19 protein-coding genes are annotated in these 24,375 nt (G+C 61.7%); 10 read left to right on the forward strand and 9 right to left on the reverse strand.

The window, feature by feature from the left end; translation table 11 throughout:
* Positions 1-132 precede the first annotated feature (132 nt).
* Together C3Y91_RS18565 and ubiA are read left to right on the forward strand one after the other, a co-directional pair.
* Positions 133-945, forward strand: coding sequence for a MipA/OmpV family protein (locus tag C3Y91_RS18565; RefSeq protein ID WP_018067927.1), 813 nt, complete (start codon positions 133-135; stop codon positions 943-945).
* Positions 946-1,103: 158 nt separating this feature from the next.
* Positions 1,104-2,063, forward strand: a complete 960-nt coding sequence (ubiA, locus tag C3Y91_RS18570; protein ID WP_024321282.1) for a 4-hydroxybenzoate octaprenyltransferase — start codon at positions 1,104-1,106, stop codon at positions 2,061-2,063.
* 48 nt (positions 2,064-2,111) lie between these two features.
* Here ubiA and C3Y91_RS18575 read toward each other — a convergent pair whose 3' ends face one another.
* Positions 2,112-3,089, reverse strand: a complete 978-nt coding sequence (locus C3Y91_RS18575; RefSeq protein ID WP_024321281.1) for a threonine ammonia-lyase — start codon at positions 3,087-3,089, stop codon at positions 2,112-2,114.
* Between the two features lie 118 nt (positions 3,090-3,207).
* Between C3Y91_RS18575 and C3Y91_RS18580 the strand changes: the two genes are divergently transcribed.
* On the forward strand, positions 3,208-3,639 hold the full coding sequence (locus C3Y91_RS18580; protein WP_024321280.1) for an Lrp/AsnC family transcriptional regulator: 432 nt from the start codon (positions 3,208-3,210) through the stop codon (positions 3,637-3,639).
* Positions 3,640-3,815: 176 nt separating this feature from the next.
* Here C3Y91_RS18580 and C3Y91_RS18585 read toward each other — a convergent pair whose 3' ends face one another.
* The gene (locus C3Y91_RS18585) at positions 3,816-4,382 is read right to left on the reverse strand and encodes a DUF6101 family protein (protein WP_017990459.1); all 567 of its coding nucleotides are present in this window, start codon (positions 4,380-4,382) and stop codon (positions 3,816-3,818) included.
* Between the two features lie 300 nt (positions 4,383-4,682).
* Here C3Y91_RS18585 and C3Y91_RS18590 point away from each other — a divergent pair, with 300 nt between their 5' ends.
* Entirely contained in the window at positions 4,683-8,012 is a 3,330-nt protein-coding gene (locus tag C3Y91_RS18590; protein ID WP_168575670.1) for a DUF1217 domain-containing protein, read from the forward strand.
* Between the two features lie 243 nt (positions 8,013-8,255).
* Here C3Y91_RS18590 and C3Y91_RS18595 read toward each other — a convergent pair whose 3' ends face one another.
* The 3 genes from C3Y91_RS18595 to C3Y91_RS18605 form a co-directional block, all read right to left on the reverse strand.
* The gene (locus tag C3Y91_RS18595) at positions 8,256-9,692 is read right to left on the reverse strand and encodes an FAD-binding oxidoreductase (protein WP_168575671.1); all 1,437 of its coding nucleotides are present in this window, start codon (positions 9,690-9,692) and stop codon (positions 8,256-8,258) included.
* 102 nt (positions 9,693-9,794) lie between these two features.
* On the reverse strand, positions 9,795-10,769 hold the full coding sequence (locus C3Y91_RS18600) for an L-threonylcarbamoyladenylate synthase (protein ID WP_130689417.1): 975 nt from the start codon (positions 10,767-10,769) through the stop codon (positions 9,795-9,797).
* Positions 10,770-10,872: 103 nt separating this feature from the next.
* Positions 10,873-11,481, reverse strand: coding sequence for a DUF6656 family protein (locus C3Y91_RS18605; RefSeq protein ID WP_018068400.1), 609 nt, complete (start codon positions 11,479-11,481; stop codon positions 10,873-10,875).
* A gap of 419 nt (positions 11,482-11,900) precedes the next feature.
* On the opposite strand from C3Y91_RS18605, the gene C3Y91_RS18610 reads away from it, so the two are divergent.
* Both C3Y91_RS18610 and C3Y91_RS18615 read left to right on the forward strand, forming a co-directional pair.
* Entirely contained in the window at positions 11,901-13,145 is a 1,245-nt protein-coding gene (locus C3Y91_RS18610) for an aromatic ring-hydroxylating oxygenase subunit alpha (protein ID WP_026170620.1), read from the forward strand.
* Between the two features lie 229 nt (positions 13,146-13,374).
* Positions 13,375-13,860 (forward strand): BA14K family protein, encoded by a 486-nt coding sequence (locus C3Y91_RS18615; protein WP_024321275.1) that lies wholly within the window; start codon positions 13,375-13,377, stop codon positions 13,858-13,860.
* Positions 13,861-14,144: 284 nt separating this feature from the next.
* Here C3Y91_RS18615 and C3Y91_RS18620 read toward each other — a convergent pair whose 3' ends face one another.
* Positions 14,145-15,140 (reverse strand): transporter, encoded by a 996-nt coding sequence (locus C3Y91_RS18620; RefSeq protein WP_024321274.1) that lies wholly within the window; start codon positions 15,138-15,140, stop codon positions 14,145-14,147.
* 208 nt (positions 15,141-15,348) lie between these two features.
* Between C3Y91_RS18620 and C3Y91_RS18625 the strand changes: the two genes are divergently transcribed.
* Both C3Y91_RS18625 and C3Y91_RS18630 read left to right on the forward strand, forming a co-directional pair.
* Entirely contained in the window at positions 15,349-17,127 is a 1,779-nt protein-coding gene (locus tag C3Y91_RS18625; protein WP_130654760.1) for an acyl-CoA dehydrogenase family protein, read from the forward strand.
* Between the two features lie 9 nt (positions 17,128-17,136).
* Positions 17,137-17,892 carry a crotonase/enoyl-CoA hydratase family protein gene (locus C3Y91_RS18630; protein WP_130654761.1) on the forward strand — a complete coding sequence of 252 codons (756 nt, stop codon included), beginning with the start codon at positions 17,137-17,139 and terminating at the stop codon, positions 17,890-17,892.
* 62 nt (positions 17,893-17,954) lie between these two features.
* Here C3Y91_RS18630 and C3Y91_RS18635 read toward each other — a convergent pair whose 3' ends face one another.
* From C3Y91_RS18635 to C3Y91_RS18645, 3 genes are read right to left on the reverse strand one after another with little or no spacing between them, the layout of a single operon-like run.
* Complete coding sequence (locus tag C3Y91_RS18635; protein WP_130685986.1) at positions 17,955-18,965, reverse strand: MBL fold metallo-hydrolase; 1,011 nt, start codon at positions 18,963-18,965, stop codon at positions 17,955-17,957.
* A 2-nt stretch (positions 18,966-18,967) separates the two neighbouring features.
* Positions 18,968-20,218 (reverse strand): class I SAM-dependent RNA methyltransferase, encoded by a 1,251-nt coding sequence (locus tag C3Y91_RS18640; protein WP_027689621.1) that lies wholly within the window; start codon positions 20,216-20,218, stop codon positions 18,968-18,970.
* On the reverse strand, positions 20,215-21,000 hold the full coding sequence (locus C3Y91_RS18645; RefSeq protein WP_174827069.1) for a TlyA family RNA methyltransferase: 786 nt from the start codon (positions 20,998-21,000) through the stop codon (positions 20,215-20,217). The genes C3Y91_RS18640 and C3Y91_RS18645 overlap by 4 nt, the downstream gene beginning before the upstream one ends.
* A 93-nt stretch (positions 21,001-21,093) precedes the next feature.
* Between C3Y91_RS18645 and C3Y91_RS18650 the strand changes: the two genes are divergently transcribed.
* Together C3Y91_RS18650 and C3Y91_RS18655 are read left to right on the forward strand one after the other, a co-directional pair.
* Positions 21,094-22,101 (forward strand): DUF4424 domain-containing protein, encoded by a 1,008-nt coding sequence (locus tag C3Y91_RS18650; RefSeq protein ID WP_024321268.1) that lies wholly within the window; start codon positions 21,094-21,096, stop codon positions 22,099-22,101.
* A gap of 216 nt (positions 22,102-22,317) precedes the next feature.
* Complete coding sequence (locus C3Y91_RS18655; protein WP_168575672.1) at positions 22,318-24,252, forward strand: methyl-accepting chemotaxis protein; 1,935 nt, start codon at positions 22,318-22,320, stop codon at positions 24,250-24,252.
* The last annotated feature ends 123 nt before the right edge of the window (positions 24,253-24,375 follow it).

Below are 24,375 nucleotides of genomic sequence, written 5' to 3' on the forward strand. Positions count from 1 at the left end.
GGGGGCCGCACGGCACGCCTTTCATTAGCGCCCGTCGTTTCGCCGTGGTTAACATTGGGGTAACGAGATCAGGATAGATGTAACGAGCGCCGCCCTCCGCGGCTTTGTTTTTGCGTTTTCTGGAGTGCGGACGTGTCTCATCGATCAGTCGTATCGATCTCTCTGGCTATTGCCCTTTCTTCTTTTGGTTCGGCCGCCGCGCAGGAAAGTGGCCAGCACTTCTGGTCCGGCGACTGGTATCTGAGCGTCGGCGTCGCCGGCTTCTCCGCCCCGAAATTCGAGGGCTCGTCGCACAATGAATTCAAGTTCAGCCCGTTGATCTCGGTTGGCCGCCAGGGCGCCGGCCCGCGTTTTGCCTCGCGCAACGACAACCCTTCTTTCGCCCTCATTGACAAGGGTGCCTTTCGTGCCGGCATCGTCGGCAGGTTCGTGCCGTCGCGCGATGACAGCGACGGCAGCGAGCTGAAGGGCTTGAAGAAGGTCAAATGGGGCGCGGAAGCCGGCGCTTTCCTAGAGGTTTACCCGACCGATTTCCTTCGCGCCCGCGCCGAAGTCCGCCAGGGCATCCGCTCGCATGACGGCATCGTCGCCGATCTCGCGGTCGATGCCTTCACCGATATTGCGCCAGACCTGCAACTATCAGGCGGTCCGCGCGCGACCTTTGCCACCAGCGGCTACTACGACGCCTATTACGGCGTCAACGCCAAGCAGGCGGCGGCAAGCGGCCTTGATCCTTACAAGCCCTCATCGGGCATCCAGTCCTATGGCGCCGGCACGGCGCTCACCTGGAAGGCGACGGAAAACCTCTCGGCGAGTTCCTTCCTCGAATATAAGCGGCTGGCGGGTCCTGCCGCCGACAGCAGTCTCGTGCGCGAGCGCGGCTCGAAGAACCAGGTCCTGATCGGGGTCTCGGCGACCTACAAGTTCAATTTTTCCCTGCAGTGATTGACGGCGCCACGGGCCTTTCCGCGTACGCGGCGCTGTAACGCTTTGAATTTGCACATAATTCATCCCTGGATCGATTCCAGTCTGAGGAATGATGCAAGTGGCATTGCAATGATCGCTTCTTGACCGGATCGGCGGCCCGCCGCTAGATGAGCGGCATGCACGATACCGGCGATTTCAACGATCGCGTCTCCGACGCACCTTCCGACAACTGGGTCTACCGGATCCTGCCGCCATGGCTTTGGCCCTATGCGCAGCTCGCGCGCTGGGATCGCCCGATCGGCTGGCAGCTCTTGATGTGGCCGTGCTTCTGGTCGGCAACGCTTGCCGCCAATGCGGCGATCGGTGAGGGGATCTATTCCGGCAGTGTGCTGGTGTCTCACCTGTTCCTCTATTTCATCGGCGCTGTCGCCATGCGCGGCGCCGGCTGCACCTATAACGATCTTGTCGACCACGAGATCGACATGGAAGTGGCGCGCACGCGGTCGCGTCCGCTCCCCTCCGGCCGCGTCACGCGCCGACGGGCGAAGATCTTCATCGGTTTGCAGGCGCTGGTCGGCCTGTTCGTGCTGCTGCAGTTCAACTGGCTCAACGTCTTCCTCGGCGTGCTCTCGCTCGCGATCGTGGCACTTTATCCCTATGCCAAACGCTTCACCGACTGGCCGCAATTTTACCTCGGACTTGCCTTCTCCTGGGGCGCGCTGATGGGCTGGGCCGGCATTTTCGGCAGTCTCTCCTTCGCCGCCATCCTGCTCTACGCCGCCTCCGTCGCCTGGACGATCGGTTATGACACGATCTACGCGCATCAGGACAAGGAGGATGACGAGCTCATCGGCGTCCGCTCCACCGCGCGCCTGTTCGGCGATAGGACTCGGCAATGGCTGATCGGCCTTTATGGACTGACGCTGGTGCTGATGTTTATCGCTTTCGCTCTCGCCGGCGCCAATCTCATCGCTTTCCTGGCCTTGCTCGGTGCGGCCGGCATGTTCGCCTGGCAGATCGTCCGGCTCGACATCGACGATGCCGCCCAATGCCTGGCGCTCTTCAAATCGAACAATCGCGTCGGCCTGATCATCTTCTTTGGCCTCTTCGTCTCGCTGCTGTTTGCCATTCCCTGATTGGGACGAACCGGGCGCGGGCGATTGTCCCCAGACAGCAGGATTGGTCTAGCAGGCATTCGTGTTGTGCTTTATGGCAGATGGAAGCCATGCCTCGATCTGTTGATCCGTGAGGTTAGCACCACACAACATAGTCGCTACACGGCAGCCTTTCAGAGCAGATGCCTGCGCAAGAATAGCAGCGAGCCCCGCCGCTCCGGCTGGTTCGACGAGACGCTTCCATGTGTCATGAGCAAACCGCATTGCATCGAGAAGCTGATCGTCATCCACGAGAACGACGTCATCGATCGCGTCCTTAAGCCAGCCGACGGCCGACGGGACGGGAATCCGCACAGCAATTCCATCGGCAATCGTGCGTGCCTCCGGCGTTGAGATCACGTCACCCGCATTGTAGGAGAGAGCCATGCAAGGTGCGCCCTTTGCGGCGACGGCGACGACCCTTGTTCGCGGTGATCGTGATTTGAACCAGCACCCTATTCCGGCCGCCAGAGCACCGTTGCCAAGCGGAATGAAAACGGCGTCGATATCTTCGACCTCTTCCGTCAGCTCCGCCGCAATCGTTCCTGCTCCTTCGGCAATGGCGGCACTCGCTCCGTCCTCGACGAACTGCAGCTTCCGTTCGGCGGCGTAGATTTTGGCGGCCTCCTTTGCAGCGTCAAAATCTTCTCCGGCGAGAAAGACTTCTGCCCCAAACCGGCGCATGGCTTCGATCTTCAACGGATTGGCGTTGATACTGGCGAACACGACCAGAGATCGCCCATGCCGCGCGGCATTGTAAGCAAGCCCCTGACCGAAATTCCCGGCTGATGCCGTGATCAGAGGCGTTCTATCGCCGGCGACGTCGGCGAGAAAATACCCCGTGCCGCGCCCCTTGAAGCTGCGGATCGGATTTTCCGTTTCGTCCTTGGCGACGAGCGACAGCGCGAGCCTGTCAGAACGCAACAGATTGGTGTTGAGGAAAATCGGATCGATTTTCTGGCGAGCATCGTCGATTTTGACGGCTGAAAGAGGTGCTTGTTTTGTCATGGAGAGATGGTATGAGTTTTCGACGCGGGAAAACCGCGCCGATAGAAAAATTATAGCGGATTTTCCGCATAAATCTTGGCTATACGCTGTGGATGATATTGATCGCACCATTCTGTCGATGCTGCAGGAGAATGCCGACATTCCCGGCAAGGTCATTGCTGACGCGGTCAATCTCTCACCCTCGGCCGTCGAACGGCGCATCAGCAAACTGAAGCAGGATGGGATCATCGAGAAGATCGTGGCGGTGGTCAGTCCGAAAGCCGTTGATCGCACCCTGTCCGTTCTGGTTGAGCTCGAAATCCAGAACGAACACCGACACACGCTGGAGCAATTCCAGCGATGGCTGGACCGTGCGCCTGAAGTTCAGTCATGCTGGTATGTCACCGGCGACATGGACTATGTCCTGCTCGTGGCCGTCCGCAATCTCGAGGAATACAATGCCTTCATTGAGCGGCTTATGGGCGAGCAACAGGCGCTCGTGCGAAAATACAAGAGCCTGATCGCACTCAAAACGGTCAAGCACGGATTGGGACTTTCCGTCCTTGAATGAGAGGCTTTTCACTGGTGGCCACCGCAGTGATCCTGTCAAAATTCATCCTGCGGTGCCAACCGAGATTAAAGCGACAGTTTTGCGGCCGACTTCGACAGCGTCGCAGAAACGGGCATTCCGCGACAGTTGAGTGCGCAGAATGCCCGGCAATGATATGTCCGGTGTAGCGATTTCGCTCAATTGCGGGCGATGATTTCCTTGCCTTCGATCTTCATGGCGACGCCCAGCCGGCCGGTGGTGCGGCGCACGAGGAAGCGCGGACGGCGATTGGCGAAGTAGGAATGACGGCGGCGCGGCTTGAGATCGCTGGTGCGTAAGGCACCAATATGGTCTTCGAGCGGCCGGGCGACGCCATCGGCCTCGACCATCAGCATCGGAATACGGAAGGCTTCGGACCAGCTGCGCCAGTCGGCAGCGATATCGCTGAGATCATGGGCGACGAGCAGCGGAATGCAGAGCTCGGGATCGGCGTGGTGAAGCTCGAGCGTGACGGTGACATCGCCGTCGCCATGGTCGATGGCGCGGGCGGCGACACCCTTGAAAACGCGCTTCGGCAGCGCAATCGAGAGCGGCAGGCCGCTGGACGGGAGGACCTTGCGCAGGACCGCACCGCGTTCGTCTATCGTGATATTGACGTCATCCGAACAATCGTGGATGGCGTAGCTGACCTGCTGGGGAAAGCGGGACGGATCGAGGCGTAACGTCGTGCCAGCCCAGGCGGGCTTCATAACGGGATTGTTCATTTCATTCTACCCTTGTCTTACCTGAGAGCCGATTTCCGGTCTTCTCCTTGGGACTTTTCGTCCTCTATGGCCGACAATAGGCAGCCGCCGTTCCGTACAGCTTAAAAATTGCGGTTAAGAAAACTTTGCCTCCTCTGATGGTTATCAAAACCGAATCCGGCAGGGTTTCCGGAAGGTGAACGGCGTGGTGTCCTGAAATGATGCATCCAGAGGTAAGCCTCAGGTAAGCTTTCCATGGCAAAATGTGCTCACCAGCAGTTCGTCTTTCTTTTAGAAATTTGGGTGAAAAGGGCGCTTTTCATGATCTCGGCTTCCCTCGCTTACACGATCCTGTCGCGGGATATGACGTCCAGCCTCAACAAGGTTGCGTCGCAGGCGACGGTCAAGAAGGATGCTCAATACTACGCCGACCATATTAACAAGGTCGAAAACGTCGACGATTTCCTCGGCGACTACAAGCTCTACAGCTATGCAATGAAGGCCTATGGTCTCGAGGACATGACCTATGCCAAGGCCTTCATGAAGAAGGTGCTCGAAAGCGACCTCACAGACCCCGACAGCTACGCCAACAAGCTTTCCGATACGCGTTATCGCGAGTTCGCCGCCGCCTTCAATTTCAACGCGCCGGCCAAGGATGTGCAGACGGACGCGCAGGAGGACGACCTGATCGGCCTCTACAAACAGTCCTTCGTCGATGCCGACAAGGCCGCCAGCGCCGAGAGCACCTATTACAGCAACAATATCGATAGCGTGCAGACCGTCGACGACCTGGTCAACAACACGCGGCTGCGCACCTATGTGCTTAAGACCTTCAAGATCGATCCGACCTATGCGTCGAAGGATTTTCTGCGGCAGGTGCTGACGAGCGATCTCAGCGACCCCACGAGCGTCGTCAACACGCAAGGCGGCGACAAGTACAAGGCGCTTGCCGCCCAGTTCAGCTTCAATGCCGACGGCACCGTCACCGGCACGGCGCAGACCGCCGCGCAGAAGGCCTCGGTCATCGAATCCTACACCCTGAATTCCCAGTCCGTCATCATCGACAATTCGGTCGGTTCGGACGTCTATTACGTCGGCCAGACGGCGGCGGACTACAACAAGGCCTATTACACGGCGAAGATCGGCACGATCACCAATGTCGACGATCTGGTCGCCGACAAGCGCCTGACCTCTTATATCACGACGGCCTACAGCATGGGCGCCGACTTCACCGCGGCAGCGTTGCGCACGGTGCTGACCGACCCCGGCTACGCCCAGCTGATGGGCTTTACCAATGTCTACAATGCTTTCAATTTCAAGGCTGACGGGTCGGCCTCCAGCACGGCGCGCGTCCAGACGGTCGATCAGGCAAATAGTCTGAAGAACGCTGCCGCGATGACCGGCAACTACTATACCACGACGTCGCAGTCGACCGGCATCACCAACGTCGATGACCTGCTCGCCGACAATGTGCTGGCGCGCTACATCAAGGATGCCTATGGTCTCGGCACGAGCTTCAGCAATGCCGACCTGAAGAACATCCTGACCGATTCGGCCTATGCCGCGGCCCAGGGCCATGCCGATCTCAATGCCGACTTCAACTTCCAGGCAGACGGTTCGATCAACGGTTCCGTGATCCAGACGGCGGCGCAGCGGAAATCGACGACCGACAAGTCGGCGGCGAATGCAGCACATTTCAACAGCATGATCGGCAACGTCACCAATGTCGACGACATCATGTCGGATGCGGTTGCGGTCAGCTATATCAGAAACAGCATGCAGATCGCAGACAGCGTCTCCGATGCGACATTGAGGACTTTCCTCGTCGACCGCACGGCTGCCAGCGCCCAGGGCTACAGCGACGTTCACGACCTCTTCAATTTCAAATCGGACGGTTCGATCGCGACCCTTTACGCCTCGCAAACGGCGACGCAAAGTGCCAGCACCACCAGCAAGGCCGACAATGCGGCAGTCTACTACCAGTCGACCATCGCCGGCATCTCAAACGTCGATCAGTTGCTGGCGGACCAGAAGCTGAACAATTTCGTGCGCAACGCCTACGGCATCCCGTCGACGGTCAGCGACGTCGCTCTTCGCGCTATCCTGACCGATCAAAGCGGCACCGGCACCTATGCCGACGTCGCCGCGGCCTTCAATTTCAAGGCGGACGGCACGCTTGAGGACGGCATGGCGGCGCAGACGGCGACCCAGATCAGCAGCACGAAATTTGCCGCCGCGGCGCGCACGGATGATTATTCCGCCAGGATGTCGACGATCAGCAATGTCGATGATCTGCTTGCCGACAGCGCCATTACCAATTTCCTGAAGAGCACCTACAATCTGCCGTTCGATATTTCGGACGCCGATCTGAAGAGCATCCTGACCGATGCGACGGCCGCTGCCGCAGCCGGCCATGCCGATCTCAATGCCGACTTCAATTTTGCCGCCGACGGATCGCTTCCTGTCGTCAGCTCGGCCCAGACGGCCGATCAGGCACAGACCACCAACGACAATTATGCCGCGCGCTACGACGACGAACGCGACGAGGCGATCGACGAGGTCGCATCCAACTACCAGAAGCTTATGGCCGACAGCAGCAGCCTGCTGAATTTCTCCGACGTTAACAGTGTCAATGATTTCCTGCGCAGCAATTCGTCGGCCGATTTCAGCAAGAGCAACGACAATCTGCCGGATCTCTTCCATGTGGCGCTGCAGGCCTTCGGTCTGACCGACCAGGAGGTCTCGCGCTCGATGATGCGCAAGATCCTGACGAGCGATGCCTATGATCCGAATGGCTATGTCGCCTCGCTCAAGGATGAACGTATCACCAATCTTGCCCGGGCCTTCAATTTCGGCCCCGACGGCAAGGCGGCATCACCCTTCCAGGCGCTGCCCGACGCGACCCTGGCCAAATACGCCACCGACTATAGATCGCATATCACTATGCTGATGAAGGACGGTCCGCTGAAGGACAAGGCGGCGAAGGACGCGACGGCTGAAGTCAACTATTTCGCCAAGGGCATGGCGAAGGTGAAGTCGCTCGACGATTTCCTCGACGACAGCCGCCTGACCGACCTGGTGCTGAAGGCAAACAACCTTGATCCGAAGGATTACGACAAGGCGACGCTGAAGAAGATCTTCACATCCGATCCCGACGACAAGAAGAGCTATCTCAACACCACCGCCGATGCACGTTTCAAGGATATCGTCGCCGCCTTCAACTTCGACAAGGACGGCAATCTGACCCGTGCCAAGATCGGCACCATCCAGAACAAGGCGGCCGAGGAGCACACCCAGGGGCTCTACGTCCAGCAGACGATGGAAACCCAGGAAGGCGAAAGCAACGACGGCGTGCGCCTGGCGCTCTATTTCGGCCGCAAGGCCCCGAGCATCACCTCGATCTATTCGATCCTCGGCGACAAGGCGCTCTATCAGGTCATCACAACAGCCTACAGCCTGCCGTCGCAGATCTCGGGCATGGATGTCGCCAAACAGGCCGATCTCATCAAGCGCTTCGTCAAGCTCGAGGATCTCCAGGATCCGAAGAAGGTCGACAAGCTGCTGCGCCGGTTTACCGCGATGTACGACGTCCAGAACGCCACCCAGCAGTCACCGGCGCTGATGATCCTGACCGGCGGCGGCACACAGTAGTCCTGAGGCAATTCCCGGCAAAGCGGTTGGCGCGGATGGCCGCCCCTCACCCTAACCCTCTCCCCGTAAACGGGGCGAGGGGACGTGCCCCGCGAAAGGTTGGTGGGGACCGAGAGGTTGCATCATATTCCCTTCGCCCCGTTTAAGGGGTCCGAAGGACGGATCGAGACACGTGGCTCGACGCCGGTTGGTGCCGGCAGGCGGATGAGGGGCAAACGTCGGCGATCTCACTGATCGCCAGCCTCAAGGATCGAGGCTGACAACCTTTCCCGGGTTCATGATATTGGCGGGGTCGAAGGCGCGCTTGATGCGGCGCATCAGCTCGATTTCAATCGTTGGGCGGATCGCCGCCAGTTCGTCGCGCTTCAGCTGGCCGATACCGTGCTCGGCCGAGATCGAGCCGCCATGCGCCAGCACCAGCCCATGCACGATGTGGTTCATCTCGCGCCAGCGAGCGATGAAAGCGGCCTTGTCGGCACCGAGCGGCTGGGAAATATTGTAATGAATATTGCCGTCGCCCATATGGCCGAAGGCGCAGATGCGGGCGCCCGGCATCGCCGCCATGACCGCTTCTTCGGCCTCAGCCATGAAATGCGGGATCTTCGACACCGGCACGGAAACATCGTGCTTGATCGACCCGCCTTCTGGCTTCTGAGCATCCGACATGCTCTCGCGCATATGCCAGATCGCTTTCTGCTGGGCCACGGATGCGGCGATAGCAGCATCAAGCACCAGCCCCGCCTCGAAGCCCTGTTCCAGCACTCCGTTCATCATCCGCTCCGCCGTCTCGGCCGAATCCGACGTCGAAATGTCGATCAACACGTACCAGGGATAGGCCGCGTCTAGCGGATCGCGCACGCCGTCGATGTGGCGCGTGGTGATCTCGACGCCGAAACGCGGCATAAGCTCGAAACCGGTGAGCGAGGCGCCGCAAAGGCTGGAGGCGAGGTTGAACAGGGCAAGGGCATCCGCCACCGAATTCAGGCCGGCGAATGCCACCTGATGGCCGAGCGGCTGGGGAAAGAGCTTCAGTACCGCGCCGGTGATGATGCCGAGCGTGCCTTCGGCGCCGATGAAGAGATCGCGCAGGTCGTAGCCGGTATTGTCCTTCTTCAGGCGGCGCAGGCCGTCCCAGATCTCGCCGGTCGGCAGCACCACCTCGAGGCCGAGGCAGAGCTGGCGCATATTGCCATAGGCAAGCACGGCCGTGCCGCCGGCATTGGTGGAAAGGTTGCCGCCGATGCGGCAGGAACCCTCCGAGCCGAGCGACAGCGGAAACAGCCGCCCATGCGCCTCGGCCGCCTTCTGCACGTCGGCCAGGATGGCGCCGCCATCGGCCACCAGCACGTTCGCCACCGGATCGACATCGCGGATCCTGTTCATGCGCTCGAGCGACAGGATGACATCGGACTTGCCCTGACGCGGCGTCTGGCCGCCAACGAGCCCGGTATTGCCGGTTTGCGGCACGATCGCCGTTCCGGTCTCCGTCGCAAGCTTCATGATATCTGAGACTTCCTCGACCGAGCCGGGTTTCAAGAGGAGAGGGGAGGAGCCGTGATAGAGTCCGCGGTTTTCGATCAGATGCGGCGCAAGATCGGCCTCGCTGCGCAGCGCGTACCTGTCGCCGACGATGGCCGTAAAGCGGTTGAGGAGTTCGGTAGAAATGCTGGAATTGTTCATTCGGGCTCGGTCCTCCATCGTCATCTACAGCGCCGCGCGTCTTTTCAGGCGCGCAAAGGACGCTGTAGCACTTTGAATTGCTGCATTATGCAGCAGGTCTTTTCAGTCGCGGGGTGCGGCCGCCCGCTGCAGGCGGTCGTTGATCGCTTCGCCCAGCCCCTCCTCGGGAATCGGGGAAAAGGCGATGCTCGAAGCCCCGCTGGCATCGGCCCGCTTCATGTAGTCGAAAAGATTGGCGGCCGCCTCTGCCAGGTCGCCGCGCGGGCTGAGATCAAGGACGATCCGGGCACCGTTCGCGCCGGAAACCGCAGCGCTGCCGAAGGCAATCAGTGCCTCGCCGGGTTCCACCGCCGTGGCATTGAGGCGCACGGAAGCGCCCGGCGCGTAATGCGAGGCGAGCATGCCCGGCGCCTCCATCGCCGCCGATGCCGTTTTCGGCCGCAGCAGCGGCTGGCCCGCGACGCGCTCGATCTCGCGCGCCGCAAGTCCCCCTGGCCGAAGCAGCCGCAGCCGGCCGCCCTCTGCCTTGACGATCGTCGATTCGACGCCGACAGGACTTGGTCCCGCATCGAGGATCAACGGGATCCGCGCCCCGAGATCGGCCTCGACATGGGCAGCACTCGTCGCACTGATCCCGCCCGAGGTATTGGCGCTGGGGGCTGCGAGCGGCCGTCCGAAGGCGCCGATCAACGCGCCCGCGAAGCCCTTCGGCACGCGGATGCCGACGGTGTCGAGCCCGGCGGTCGCCAGCGAATGGATCGGGCTTTCCGGCTTCAACGGCAGCACGAGGGTCAGCGGACCGGGCCAGAAGGCTCTGGCGAGTGCCCGCGAGACGGGGTCGAACTCGGCGTGCTCTTCGGCCATCGCGAGATCGGCCATGTGGCAGATCAGCGGGTTGAAGCGCGGCCGTCCCTTTGTCTCGTAGATTCGGGTGATGGCTGCCGGATTGGTAGCGTCGGCCGCCAGGCCGTAGACGGTCTCGGTCGGAATGGCGATGGCAAAGCCGTCGGCAAGAGCGGCTGAGGCCGCCTCCAGCGCTGCCTGCCTGTCTGCCGTGATATCGATTATGCGTGCCATATCCTGCCCGGTATTTGCTACTCGCCCTTTGAGCGTCTGAAAAGACGCGCGGCACTGTAATCCCGGCAGTCATTAGGCTTTCCGCCGTCCGCGATCAATCGCTTTAGAGCTGGCGGATGATTTCGCGCAGCTGTTCGTTGCGGGCGCCGAGCAAGAGGATGTTGCGGATCGCCGCTTGCGGATCATGGGTGCGGAAGAGCAGGCCGTTGCCGCGTACCGACCGGTCGATGGTCATCTTTTCCGCGGAGTTCTCGCCAGGCTTGATGGCGACGGCGAAATACATGCGGGAATAACCGACGTCGATGCGCTCGAAGAAATTATCGTTCTCGCCGATGTCGGAATAGAAATTCGAGATGTAGAAGGCCCAGCTTACCTCTTCGTAGTGGGCGAATTTCGTCCGCGCGGCGGTGACGTGGCAATAGCCGAGATGCGGGCTGTCCTCCAGCGTCCGGTGGAAGATCATCTTCGGAAACTGGATCGAGTGGTGAAAGCCGTTGATGTGCTGATGCGTCTTTTCGCCGGCGACCTGCAGCTTGCGGCCGGTCTTTGCGGCGACCTCATCATGGCTGAAATAGCGTTTTTCCTCGGCCAGCCAGTGCCGCCGCTCGCGGGGGATGCGGCCGGTGCGCAAAAATTCGGAATGCGCGGCAATCAGCTGCGGCTCTTGCAGTTTACCTGCTTCTTTCGCGTCGAAATAACGGAGTTTGGCCATGGTTCGCGTTCTTCGGTCGGTCTGAATCAACAGTAGGATAGGACGGTATGCTTAAGGCGATGTTAAAAAATCGCCATGGCGGCCGGCCGGCTGAACGGCAAATGCCGGTAGATGTCGCAAACACGACTGACATCGATATCAGGCAGTCGACCTCTTTGCGCAACGGGTCTTTACGCCATGTCGCAATTGAGGATAATTGCCGGGAGAGTCGGGCGAGGTGATCGACCGGGATGGGCTGCTTCAAGCCTTGCCGCATCCTGTCGTCAATTTCGAAGCCGATGTCGCATTACAACCAAGCGGCAGCCATGCTCGGTGATTAAATGACGCCATGAACAATTCTCCCGAAGGAGAAGGAAGCGGGCGCGCTTCCGCCGGCCTTCTTGCCAGAAGGCGGTAGCCGGGTGCACGAGGACATGAAGATGGATATTCGCAGCAACGTTTTGCGTCAGCTCAAGAGCCGCCGTGAGGGCTTCAGCCTCGAACAGCCGTTCTACATTGACGAGGATTATTTCCAGCTCGACATGGAGATGATCTATTATCGCGACTGGCTGTTCATCGGCCATGATTGCGAACTGCCGAAGCCGGGCGCCTATTTCACCGTTCAGATCGGCAACTATCCCGTCGTCATCGTCCGCGGCCGCGACAATGTCATCCGCGCCTTCCACAATAGCTGTCGCCATCGCGGCTCGCGCGTCTGCACCAAGGAGCACGGCTCCTCCGTGCGTCTCGTCTGCCCCTACCATCAGTGGACCTATGATCTCGAAGGCAAGCTCGCTTTCGCCCGCCACATGGGCGATGATTTCGACAAATCAGGTTTCAACCTGAAGCCTGTCCACTGCGAAACCGTCGCAGGCTTTGTCTTCATCTGCCTTGCCAACACCGCCCCGGATTTCCAGACGGTGCGCGACAAGATCGAACCCTATGTCGCGCCGCACAGGATCAGCGAGAGCAAGGTCGCCTTCCAAAGCACGATCATCGAGAAGGGCAACTGGAAGCTTGTCTGGGAAAACAACCGCGAGTGCTATCACTGCGCCGCCAATCACCCCGAACTTTGCCGCACCTATCCCGAAGCGCCGAGCGTGACCGGCACGGATGGCGGCGCCGACGATCCCGAGATCGCCGGCCATTGGGCGCGCTGCGAGGCCGCCGGCCTGCCGAGCAAGTTCCAGATTTCGCCGGACGGTCAGTTCCGCACCGCCCGCATGCCGCTGATCGAGGATGCCGAAAGCTACACAATGTCGGGCAAGCGCGCCGTCAAGCGTCCGCTCTCCGACGATATCTCGATCGGCCATATCGGCACCATGCTGCTCTTCCACTACCCGACGACGTGGAACCACCTGCTCGGCGACCATGCCATCTCCTTCCGCGTGCTGCCGCTCAGCGCCAACGAGACGGCGGTGACGACCAAGTGGCTCGTCCACAAGGACGCCGTCGAAGGCGTGGATTACGATCTCGAGGAACTGACCCACGTCTGGACCGAAACCAACGATCAGGATCGCCGCATCGTCGAGGAAAACGCCTTCGGCATTCACTCGCCCGCCTATGAGCCCGGCCCCTATTCCGCCTTGCATGAAGGCGGCGTCATGCAGTTCCTCGAATGGTATTCGAACTTCATGGTGAACCGTCTGCAGGGCGACCAGGCGAAGTTCTCCGTCGTTGCCTAGATCCGGATGAATCCGGATCTAAATCAAAGAAGCAGAGCATGATGTCGTCCGAAAACCGCTCACACTTTTCGGCATCATGCTCTAGCGCTCTGCTGCACCGGTTAATGTCCGGTTCAGTTCAGTTGATATAAAAGGGAAAAAGCAGCCGGCTTCGGCCGCTTTCGGAACCCATTCAGGCGCGAAGGCGTTGCAGGGCAGGCGGTGATCGCTGTTGAATGGGAGAGAAGCAATGATCGGGCTGAGAAACAAGATTGCAACCGCAGTTCTGGCTGCTGCGGTGGTCCTCACGGGCTTTGCGCCGTCGCAGGCAATCCAGATGCCCACCGCCCCGCAGGTGGAAAAATCCTCCGCTGTCGAGAACGTCCAGTACCGCCGCTATTATCGCCCCGGTTACCGTCCGGGCGCCTATTACCGGCCTGGCTATCGTCCCGGCGCCTACTACCGGCCCGGCTATTACGGCGGCTATCGCGGATATTCCTATTACCGCCCGGGCTATCGGCATTATAATGGCTACTGGTATCCGCTCGCCGCCTTCGGCGCCGGTGCAGTCATCGGCGGCGCCATTGTCGCGCAGCCGCGTTACGTTGCGCCGGCCCCCAGCATGGGTTCGAGCCACGTCACCTGGTGCGCAAACCGCTACCGGTCCTATCGCGCCTACGACAACACCTTCCAGCCCTATAACGGCCCACGCCAGCAGTGCTATTCGCCGTATTGATAAACGTGCTGTTCTCGAGAAACGTCTGCCCCTCACCCTAACCCTCTCCCCGTAAAAACGGGGAGAGGGGACGTGCCAAATGTGCAGCGTCGAGGTTGAGGAAAACGGTGCGGCATGTCCCTTCTCCCCGCCTGCGAGGGGTCCGAAGGACGGGTCGAGACCCGTGGCTCGACCCCAGTGGTGCCGGCAGGCGGATGAGGGCCGGTGCGGGTTGCTCCCCATCGGATCGAGGCGTAGGTCCGCGAACCTAAGCCTACCCCGACAGTCACGTCGAACCTTCACCCTCAAAGAATATCCACGCGCCTCAGCAGCCACCAGGCAAAGGCGATGGAGGCGACGATGAGGGCGACGGCGTATTCGGTGCCGTAGTCGCCGACGGCGAAGGGCAGGTTTGCCGTGTTCATGCCGAAGAAGCCGGTCACCAGCGTCGGCGGCAGCAGGAAGGCCGTCATGATCGACAGCAGATAGAGGTGGCGGTTGGTTTCGGAGGATTGTTTCGAATCGATTTCTTCGTGCAGCAGGCGTGCTCGGTCCTGCAGCGCATAGATGTCGTGGTCGACCGTTTCCAGCCGGCTCGTCAGCCGCCGCGCTACATCGTCGAAGCCGAAGGGCATCTCGTCGTCGTCGGCCGCCGCCGCCCGGCGCATCAGCGCCAGCACGGTGCGCAGATGCCGATGCAGCCTGACCACGGTGCGCCGCACCGGCGCCAGACGCCGGCGCTCGTCGCGCTGCGCACTGTCGTAGACGATATCCTCGATCTGGTTCAGCTCTTCCGTGAGTTCGATGACGATCGCGATCAGCGTGCGTTGGAACTCGATCACCAGCAGTTCGAAGAGATCGACCGGCCGGGAAAATTTGCCCGGGTTTTTCTCGATCAGCGCCCGCGCCCGTTCGACGCTGCGCAGCGGCTGCAGCCTTGTGGTGATGATGAAGCGGTCGGACATGGCGAAATGCAGCCAGCCGAGATTGTTGGTATCCTGGGCGAAATCGCGCTGGCAATCAATGAGCGTGCCATAGAGCATCTGCTCGTCGACGGTGATGGCCGCATGCGTGTCGCGCGTCGTCAGCGCCGATTTCGCGTCCTCCGTCAGCCCGTCCAGCGTATCGAGCAAGGCCGGCACGCGGGCGTCGACAACGTTGAGGTGCAGCCAGTAGAAACAATTGTCGGCGGTCAGTTCCGCCACCGTCGCACCATTGTTCAGTCGCACCGCGGTCTTTTCTTCGGGCGAGAAGCGATAGGCCCAGACGAAACCGGGTATGTTGACGGGCAATGTATCCATTGTTCGCCGGTCCTTTGCGAAGGCGATGTCTTCCCTTAGAGATTGTTCATGACGTCCATTTGTCCAAAGGTGCAAGAGCAAAGCGCCATGTCAGGCGATTTATCGCATGGCGGCTGAGGAAATCGAAATTGACGTTTACGTAAAAATCAATTAGCCCTTGCCTCGGAGGGGCTTGCCCAAGTGCAGGCCGGTCTGCGGAGGAGAAACCATGTACAAGGCGCCGGTCGAGGAAATCGCGTTCACGTTGAAGCACGTAGCGGGCATGGGCGAGGCGATTTCAAACGGGCTGCTCGGCGATCTCGGCGAAGATCTGGTCGATGCGATCCTCGCCGAAGCGGGACGTTTTGCCACAGAGGAAGTGGCGCCTCTCGCCGAAATCGGCGACCGCCAGGGCGCCCGTCTGATCGATGGCGAGGTCAGGCTGCCGGATGGTTGGCGCGATCTCTATCGCCATTGGATCGCCGGCGGCTGGAACGGCCTGACGGCGCCGGAGGCCTTCGGCGGCCAGGCCTTGCCGCATATGCTGAATGTCGCAGCACTCGAAATGTGGAATTCCGGTTCCATGGCCTTCGCGCTCGCTCCGACGCTGACGATGGGGGCCATCGAAGCGGTCAGCACCCATGGCAGTGCTGCGCTGAAAGACAAATATCTGGAAAAGATGGTCTCCGGCGAATGGACCGGCACCATGAACCTGACCGAGCCGCATGCCGGCTCGGATCTCGGCGTGCTGAAGGCCCGCGCCGAGCGCCGCGATGACGGCAGCTACCGCCTTTTCGGCCAGAAGATCTTCATCACTTGGGGCGAGCATGACGCGGCCGACAATATCATTCATCTGGTGCTGGCCCGCCTGCCGGATGCGCCGGCCGGCACCCGCGGCATCTCGCTCTTCCTGGTGCCGAAATTCCTGGTGAACGACGACGGTTCGCTTGGGCCCCGCAATGATCTCTTCTGCCATTCGCTGGAGCACAAGCTCGGCATCCATGGCTCGCCGACCTGCACGATGATCTACGGCGACGGAAAATTCGGCGGTGAAAAGGGCGCTGTGGGCTGGCTGGTCGGCGAGGAGAACAAGGGACTGGCCTGCATGTTCACGATGATGAACAATGCCCGACTTGCCGTCGGCATGCAGGGCGTGGCGATCGCGGAGGCCGCCACCCAGAAGGCGCTCGCCTATGCCAGGGAACGCACCCAGGGCAGGGCGCCGGGCGCAAGCGGCGCCGGCATGAGCCCGATCGTCGAACATCCCGATGTCGCCCGCATGCTCCTCACCATGAAGGCGCTGACCCAAGGGGCACGCGCCATCTCCTATGCCTGCGCCCATGCGATCGACATGTCGCACCGGGCAGGTGACATCAGCCGCCACTGGCAGGAGCGCGCCGCCCTTTTGACGCCAATTGCCAAATCCTTTTCGACCGATGCCGGTGTCGACGTCGCCTCGCTCGGCATCCAGGTGCATGGCGGCATGGGCTTCATCGAGGAGACGGGTGCGGCGCGTTATCTCCGCGATGCCCGCATCGCCCCGATCTATGAGGGCACCAACGGTATTCAGGCGATCGACCTCGTCACCCGCAAGCTGCCGCTCTCCGGCGGCGAGCAGGTGAAGGGCTTCATCGCCGAGCTCAGAGAGATCGCCGACGGCGTCCGCCGCTCCAATCATAATGGTTTCGGCGAGACCGCTGTGAGGCTCGACGCTGCGATCGCCGACCTTGAGCAGGCGACCGGCTGGCTGCTGAAGACGCTTGCCGATGAAAAGGCGGCCGAGGCGCTCTCCGGCGCCACGCCTTACCAGCGTCTCTTCGGCCTCGTGCTCACCGGCTGTTATCTTGCCAAGGGCGGTCTCGCCGAGAGCGCCGATGGCGCGGCCGAAAACCGTATCGCGCTCTGCCGCTTCGCCGCCGAAAACCTGCTTGCCGAGACCGCAGCCCTGCGCGACCGGGTCGTCAATGGCGCGGCAAGCCTTGCTGCCGCCCGCATCCTGCTTGCCTGAGGAGACCTTATGACCGATCACATCGTCGTCGAGCAGCCTTCCGCCCATCCTGGTGTCCAGCTGATCCGCTTCAATCGGCCGGAAAAGAAGAATGCGATCACCCGCCCCATGTACCGCATCATGGCCGATGCGCTGAATGCGGCCAATGCCGATCCCGGCATTCGCGCCACCGCTTTCCTCGGCACCGAAGGCTGCTTCTCGGCCGGCAACGACATGAACGATTTTCTTGCTGCCGCGATGGGCGGCCGCGGCCTGGAGCAGGAGATCCTTGATTTCCTCTATGCGCTGGTGAAGGCCGAAAAACCCGTCGTCTCCGGCGTCGACGGCCTTGCGATCGGCATCGGCGCGACGATCCATCTCCATTGCGACCTGACCATCGCCTCTAGCCGCAGCCAGTTCCGCACACCGTTCGTCGATCTGGCGCTGGTGCCGGAGGCAGGTTCCAGCCTCGTCGCGCCGCGCCTGATGGGGCATCAGCGCGCCTTCGCCATGCTGGCCGCCGGCGAAGCATTTTCGGCCGAGGAGGCGAGGGAAGCCGGTCTGGTCTGGAAGGTCGTCGAGCCAGGCGAGGTCGATTCACTGACGCTTGGCCTGGCGGCAAAGCTCGCGGCCAAGCCGCCGGAGGCGCTGCGCATCGCCCGCGATCTCATTCGTGGCGATCGTGGCGAGATCATCGCCCGCATCGACGAGGAGGCCCGCTATTTCTCCGCGCGGCTGAAAAGCGCCGAGGCCCGGGCGGCCTTCGAAGCCTTCATGCGCCGCTGAGCGCCGCTTCGCGGCGATCTCGGTCAGCAGGGCGACCAACACCGGGAGCAAACGGATACCGATCAGGCCGCCGGCACGTTGAATACCTCGCCGGCCATGAGCGGCCGGAACCGTTCCGGGGGAATATCATGCTCGCTCATGGCGTCTTGCAACGCTCTTGCCGGCGCGTCGACCGCTTCATTTGTCAGTTGGAACGTGGCGAAGTGGTGCCCGGCGACATAGGTCGCATTTGCCAACTTCATCCCGATCACCGCCTCCTGCGGATTCTGGTGCTGCCCTTTCATGAACCAGCGCGGCTCATATGCGCCGAAGGGTAAAATGGCCAGGCGAAAGCCGCCATGCTTCTGCTGTGCCGCTTTGTAATTGATGCCGTGGTGAAAGCCCGTATCTCCGACGTGATAAATTTTTCCGGCCGGAGTCGATAAAACGAACGACGCCCAGAGTGCCATCCGGCGATCGGCGGTTCCGCGGGCGGACCAGTGGTGTGCAGGCTCGGCATCAATGCTTATTCCGGCGTGCGAAATGCGCTCGCCCCAGTCCATCGATGTCGTCTGTATATCGGGCACGGCACGGCGTATGATCGTGTCATTGCCGAGTGGCGTCACGACACGCGGCCGATGCTTCGCACCCAACCGCCTGAGCGTTGCGATATCGAGATGATCATAATGATTGTGCGATACCAGCACGAGATCAATTGGCGGCAGATCATCGAACGCGATGCCCGGTTGGACGACGCGCTTGGGTCCAGCAAAAGCGAAGGGACTCGCGCGCTCTGACCACACCGGGTCGGTGAGGATATTGAGCCCAGCGACCTGCACGAGCATTGTTGCATGACCAACCATGGTCACCCTTAGATCCTCGCCGTCTACGCATGGATCCGGCTTGGCCGCCGCGTATGGACTTGGGACCGATTGCGGCCAACGCTCACGGCCGCCGCCGAATTGCCACCGCAGCAGATCACGGAAACCAAGGGGCTCAATACCTTCGGGATTGAAGAAATGCGTGCCGTCGAAGTGATCGGACACTGGACCGTTATAGTAGGGGTTGCGTCTTTTGGTCTTTCCGACAGGCACGCCTATTTCTCCAGCGTCGCCACCACCTCGACATGCGAGGTCCAGAGGAACTGGTCGATTGGCGTCACCCCGGTGATCCGGTAGCCGCCCTCGACGAGGATCGCGAGATCCCGCGCCAGCGTCAGCGGATTGCAGCTGACGGCCACGATCTTCTTCACGCCTGAGCGGGCAAGCTCCTGGCACTGGAACTCGGCACCGGCGCGCGGCGGATCGAAGACGACAACGTCATAGGGCTTGAACTCCTGCGTCATCAGGGGACGGCGAAAGAGATCGCGCTTTTCGACGGTGACCGGCTTCAGCCCTTGCGTGTTGCGGGCGGCATGGTCGAGTGCGGCGAGCGCCTTTGCCTCGGCTTCGACGGCGTGCACGCGGCCGATCCGCGCCAGCCGCAGCGAAAACGTGCCGGCGCCGGCAAAGAGATCGGCGATCCGCTTCGCCTTGCCGGCATGAGCCGTGACCAGCTCTGCCATCGCCTCTTCCGCCGGCTTGGTCGCCTGGGTGAAACCGCCCGGCGGCGGCGAAACCTGGACGCCGCCGAATTCGACCATCGGCTTCGACGGCTCGACGAGGATTTCGCCGTTCAGCGAAACACGGGCGATGCCGCGCAGGCTAAGCGCGGTCTCGATTGCCTTGCGCCGCTGCGGGTCGGAGAGTTTCTTCACCTCGTCGACTGATATGTCCAGGCCGGAAAGCGTTTCGAGCACCGCGACGCGGAAGGGTTCGGCGCTGGTCGCGAGCGATGCAGCAATCGCCCTGATCGCCGGCAGTCGGGCGATGATCCCTGCCGACGAGATCGGACATTCCTCGATGGCGACGATATGGTGGCTTTCGGCCTGGTTGAATCCAACAAGCATGTCCTTCTCGGTCTTGCGCGCCGCAAAGACGACACGCCGGCGCTCGCCCGGCCGGGCCGGAACGATCTCGCCGACCTCGGGTGTCAGCCCCTTCGATTTCAGCGCATCGATGACCAGCTGGCGCTTGAAGGCGCCGTAGGGCGCATCTGCCATATGCTGCAGCGTGCAGCCGCCGCAGGTGCCGTTGACGCCATCCGGGCCGAAATGCCGGCAGGGCGGCTCCTGCCGGTCGGGCGATGGCGTTGTGATCGACATGATCGTGCCCTGGCTTTTGACGCGGGCGATCGCCACCGTTTCCCCGGGCAGGGAAAAGGGCACATAGACAGGTCCGCCGGCGCTGCTGGCGATGCCGTCGCCCTGGGCGCCGAGCTTCTCGATCGTGACGGTTTCGGTGCTCACGGTTTCAATCCTGCCAGAAGGAACTCCTGATTGCCGTCGCCGCCGGAAATCGGGGAGGGGATGAGGCCGAGGCTTTTCCAGCCCATATCCTCAATGAACCAGCGCTCCAGTTCTGCAGCAACAGTGGGAGCGGACGAGGGGTCCTTCAGCATCCCGCCCTTGCCGATCGCCTCGCGCCCGGCCTCGAACTGCGGCTTGACCAGCAGCACGGCGACAGCGCCCGGTTCGGCGATCTCGAGAGCCGGGGCAAGCGCCAGCCTCAGCGTGATGAAGGAGACGTCGGAAACGATGAAGGTGGCGGGATGGCCGATATCGTCTGCGGTCAGGTTGCGGGCGTTGAGGCCTTCCCTGTTGGTCACGCGCGGATCGCCTGATATGCGCGGGTGCATCTGCCCATGGCCGACATCGATCGCGGTGACATGCGCAGCCCCGCGCTGCAGCAGCACCTCGGTGAAGCCGCCTGTGGAAGCGCCGACATCAAGACAGTGATGGCCGGCGGGATCGAGCCGGAAATGGTCGAGTGCGGCGGCAAGCTTCAGTGCGGCGCGCGAGACGTAGTCCTGCGCCGGATCGTCGATCTCGATGGCCGCGTCCGCGCCAAACAGCGCGCCGGCCTTCGTGACCACCTGGCCGCCGATCCTGACAGTGCCGCGCTGCACGGCGTCGCGGGCGCGCGAGCGGCTGGCAAAGAGGCCGAGGGAGACGAGAAGCTGGTCGAGGCGTTGGGTGTTTTGATCTGACATCGGCTGTGCATGACCGGCAAAGCCGCCGGTTGCAAGCATTTTGTTCCCAAGACCGTCATTGACCCTCAAAAGCTTTCGGCGATAATCCTGCCGCGGCGATCGCGGGGCGGACCGCAGACACGGGGGTGTTCCATGCTGAAGCTCTTCACTCTGATTGTCGCGGTAGCGATCGCATCGCCCGCGCTCGCGAACGACACTATGGCCGAGGTCAAGACCGGCGGGCTGATCTTTGCCCAATCCGACGATGTCAGTATGGCGGAAGAGGATCTCTTCATCTCCGCTTCGGAAGTGCGCGTCGACTATGTGTTCGAGAATAGCTCCGACAAGGTTGTCGAGAGCCTGGTCGCCTTTCCGATGCCCGACATCACTGGCCAGGTCGACAACAATTCCGCCATCTCCGATTATGACAGCGATAATTTCCTGCATTTCTCCACCGTGCAGGATGGCAGGCCTATCACCGCCAAGCTGCAGCAGCGCGTCGTCTCGCTCGGCATCGATGTGACCGACGAGTTCGCCAAGCTGGGCATTCCCGTTCTGCCCTATAGCCAGAAGACGACCGAGGCGCTCGCCAAGCTTTCCGAAACCGTCCGCAAGGACTGGATCGCCCGCGGCCTCGTCTATCCCATGGCCGAGGGCGACGCCGACGGCACCGCCAAGGTGGATCTCGTGCCGCTGTGGACGCTGCGCTCGACCTATTGGTGGCGCACCACCTTCCCGGCGAAGAAGAAAGTCAGCGTCGAGCATCGCTACAAGCCGGCCGTCGGCGGCACCGTTGCCATCAGCTTTCTCGAAGGTGGCGAGCCGAAGGGCGAGCGTTTCGAGGACTATTCGCGCAAATACTGCCTCGACGGAGATTTCGTCAAGGTTGCCCAGCAGCGTGCTCGGGAAGCCGAGGCGGGAGGCGCCAACTATACCGAAAGCTGGATCTCCTATGTGCTGTCGACCGGCGCCAACTGGGCGGGACCGATCAAGCGCTTCCAGCTGACGATCGACAAGGGCAAGCCCGGAAGCCTCATCAGCTTCTGCGGCAGCAACGTTCGGAAGATCGGTCCGACGACCTTCCGGATGACATCAGAGGATTTCGATCCGACAAAAGATTTCGACATCCTGATCCTCAATCCTCCGGAAACGGCACAATAATCCGCCGGCTCGGCCGCTGTTGCGCTGCACAAATTTAAACAAATTTAAAGCCTGCCCATATAGGTTCGGCTTGATTGCAGCGGTTCGTCTGGACTGCTCGGCGCCATGAAGGCGCAAGCATTTCCGATCATGTTCTCAGGTTCAAACGTCCCTGCGGTTGCGCGTCTCGCGCGACCTGCCTCTCGCCGCGTCGACTGTCGTCAGGAGAAACCACCGATGTCCGCCAAAAACATATCCTTGAACGGTAAACTTGCGGCCACGTTCGCAGCCCTCATTCTCATTTTCGTCGCCGTTTCCGCTTTCGTTTATTCCAAGGCGACGGCGTCCGCAGCCGCTTCTGCCGAGCAGGAAAAGTCCGAGCTGCTCGTCAACCAGATCGACGATGCGCTGCAGGCGATGCTCGAACAGGCCGTCAACCTGCGTGGCTTCATCCTCTTTCGCAGCGACAGCACCTATGGCGACGTCTTCGCCAATCGCGAGCGGATGCTGAAGGCGATTGCCGCTGCCAAGCAGACGGCCGCCGGCGAGCCGCAGCTGGTCGAGATGATCGACGGCATGCAGAAGGCGGCCGATCTCTATTTCCATGAACTCGCCGAGCCGCAGACCAAGGCGCGCAAGGAAACCGACATGCCGATCGAAGAGGTCGTCAAGATCGGCGTTAATGCCACCAAGGGCCAGCTCGACGGTTTCCGCCAGGCCTCGGCCAAGATCAAGGCCACCGCGCGTGAAAAATCGAATGCGCTCGCCGCCATCCGGGCCGATGCCAACAGCGATCTGAAGATGACGCTGCTTGCCGGCGGTATCCTCGCCTCGCTGGCCGCCGCCATGCTCGCCTGGCTGATGTCGCGCATCATCGTCCGCCCGGTCGTTGGCATGACTGCGGCCATGGATCGCCTCGCCGGCGGTCAGAACGACATCGAGGTTCCAGCTGTCGAGCGCGGCGACGAAATCGGCCGCATGGCCCAGTCGGTTCTGGTCTTCAAGCAGGCGGCGATCGAGAAGCTGCGCCTTGCCGGCGAGACCGACCGTATGCGCGACGACGCCGAGCGCCAGCGCCGGGCAGGTGATGAGCAGAAGGCGCGCGAGGAAGGCGAGATCCGCTATGCCATCGACGCTTTGGCGGGCGGCCTTGCCGAACTTGCCAATGGCGATATGGCCGGTCGTATCCAGACGCCGTTCGCCTCGCAATATGACAGCCTGCGCAATGACTTCAACCATGCCGTCGAAAAGCTGCAGGCGGCACTGCAATCGGTCGGCCGCAACGCCTCGGCGATCAATGCCGGCGCCGGCGAAATCCGCTCGGCCGCCGATGATCTTGCCCACCGCACCGAGCAGCAGGCTGCCGCCGTCGAACAGACGGCCGCGGCACTCGAGGAAGTGACGACAACCGTCCGCGACAGCGCCAAGCGCGCCGAGGATGTCGGCAATCTCGTCGAGCGCGCCCGCCTCGGCGCTGAAAAGTCAGGCGAAGTCGTCCGCAAGGCCGTCTCCGCCATGCAGCAGATCGAGAAGTCGTCTGGCGAAATCTCCAACATCATCGGCGTCATCGACGACATCGCCTTCCAGACCAACCTTTTGGCCCTGAACGCAGGCGTTGAAGCCGCCCGTGCCGGCGATGCCGGCAAGGGCTTTGCGGTCGTCGCCCAGGAAGTGCGCGAGCTCGCCCAGCGCTCGGCCAAGGCCGCCAAGGAGATCAAGGCGCTGATCACCACCTCGGGCGAACAAGTCGTTGCCGGCGTCGGCCTCGTCGGCGAGACCGGCAAGGCGCTGGAGGTCATCGTCTCTGAGGTGCAGGAGATCAACCACCACGTCAGCGCCATCGTCACCGCCACGCGCGAACAGTCGATCGGCCTGCAGGAGATCAACACCGCCGTCAACAACATGGACCAGGGCACGCAGCAGAACGCCGCCATGGTCGAGGAGCAGACCGCCGCCAGCCATGCGCTCGCCCAGGAAGCCAGCGCCCTCGACGACTTGCTGCGCCAGTTCAAGCTCGGCCAGGTGGCCCCGGCGCCGCGCGCAGCCGTTGCCGGCACCAACGCCCGCCCGGTCGCCTCTCCGGCCCACGCTTTGACCCGCACCGTCGCCAAGGCTTTCGGCGGAAGACAGGCGAGCGCCGCGGCCGTGAAGGAAGACTGGACGGAGTTCTGAGGGGGGCCCTTCACAGGGACGTTAAATGAAAAGGGCGGTGCAGTAATGCGCCGCCTTTTTTATTGAGAGGACCTGCCGGGCGGCCCCCTCATCCGCCTGCCGGCACCTTCTCCCCGAGGGGAG

It is taken from the genome of Rhizobium ruizarguesonis (genome assembly GCF_012349115.1).
GTDB lineage: Bacteria > Pseudomonadota > Alphaproteobacteria > Rhizobiales > Rhizobiaceae > Rhizobium > Rhizobium ruizarguesonis.

Coding starts and splice junctions, on each gene's coding strand:
- ubiA (WP_024321282.1), top strand. CDS start 1,104: ATGCACGATACCGGCGATTTCAACGATCGCGTCTCCGACGCACCTTCC.
- C3Y91_RS18575 (WP_024321281.1), bottom strand. CDS start 3,089: ATGACAAAACAAGCACCTCTTTCAGCCGTCAAAATCGACGATGCTCGC.
- C3Y91_RS18580 (WP_024321280.1), top strand. CDS start 3,208: ATGCTGCAGGAGAATGCCGACATTCCCGGCAAGGTCATTGCTGACGCG.
- C3Y91_RS18585 (WP_017990459.1), bottom strand. CDS start 4,382: ATGAACAATCCCGTTATGAAGCCCGCCTGGGCTGGCACGACGTTACGC.
- C3Y91_RS18590 (WP_168575670.1), top strand. CDS start 4,683: ATGATCTCGGCTTCCCTCGCTTACACGATCCTGTCGCGGGATATGACG.
- C3Y91_RS18595 (WP_168575671.1), bottom strand. CDS start 9,692: ATGAACAATTCCAGCATTTCTACCGAACTCCTCAACCGCTTTACGGCC.
- C3Y91_RS18600 (WP_130689417.1), bottom strand. CDS start 10,769: ATGGCACGCATAATCGATATCACGGCAGACAGGCAGGCAGCGCTGGAG.
- C3Y91_RS18605 (WP_018068400.1), bottom strand. CDS start 11,481: ATGGCCAAACTCCGTTATTTCGACGCGAAAGAAGCAGGTAAACTGCAA.
- C3Y91_RS18610 (WP_026170620.1), top strand. CDS start 11,901: ATGGATATTCGCAGCAACGTTTTGCGTCAGCTCAAGAGCCGCCGTGAG.
- C3Y91_RS18615 (WP_024321275.1), top strand. CDS start 13,375: ATGATCGGGCTGAGAAACAAGATTGCAACCGCAGTTCTGGCTGCTGCG.
- C3Y91_RS18620 (WP_024321274.1), bottom strand. CDS start 15,140: ATGGATACATTGCCCGTCAACATACCCGGTTTCGTCTGGGCCTATCGC.
- C3Y91_RS18625 (WP_130654760.1), top strand. CDS start 15,349: ATGTACAAGGCGCCGGTCGAGGAAATCGCGTTCACGTTGAAGCACGTA.
- C3Y91_RS18630 (WP_130654761.1), top strand. CDS start 17,137: ATGACCGATCACATCGTCGTCGAGCAGCCTTCCGCCCATCCTGGTGTC.
- C3Y91_RS18645 (WP_174827069.1), bottom strand. CDS start 21,000: ATGCTTGCAACCGGCGGCTTTGCCGGTCATGCACAGCCGATGTCAGAT.
- C3Y91_RS18650 (WP_024321268.1), top strand. CDS start 21,094: ATGCTGAAGCTCTTCACTCTGATTGTCGCGGTAGCGATCGCATCGCCC.
- C3Y91_RS18655 (WP_168575672.1), top strand. CDS start 22,318: ATGTCCGCCAAAAACATATCCTTGAACGGTAAACTTGCGGCCACGTTC.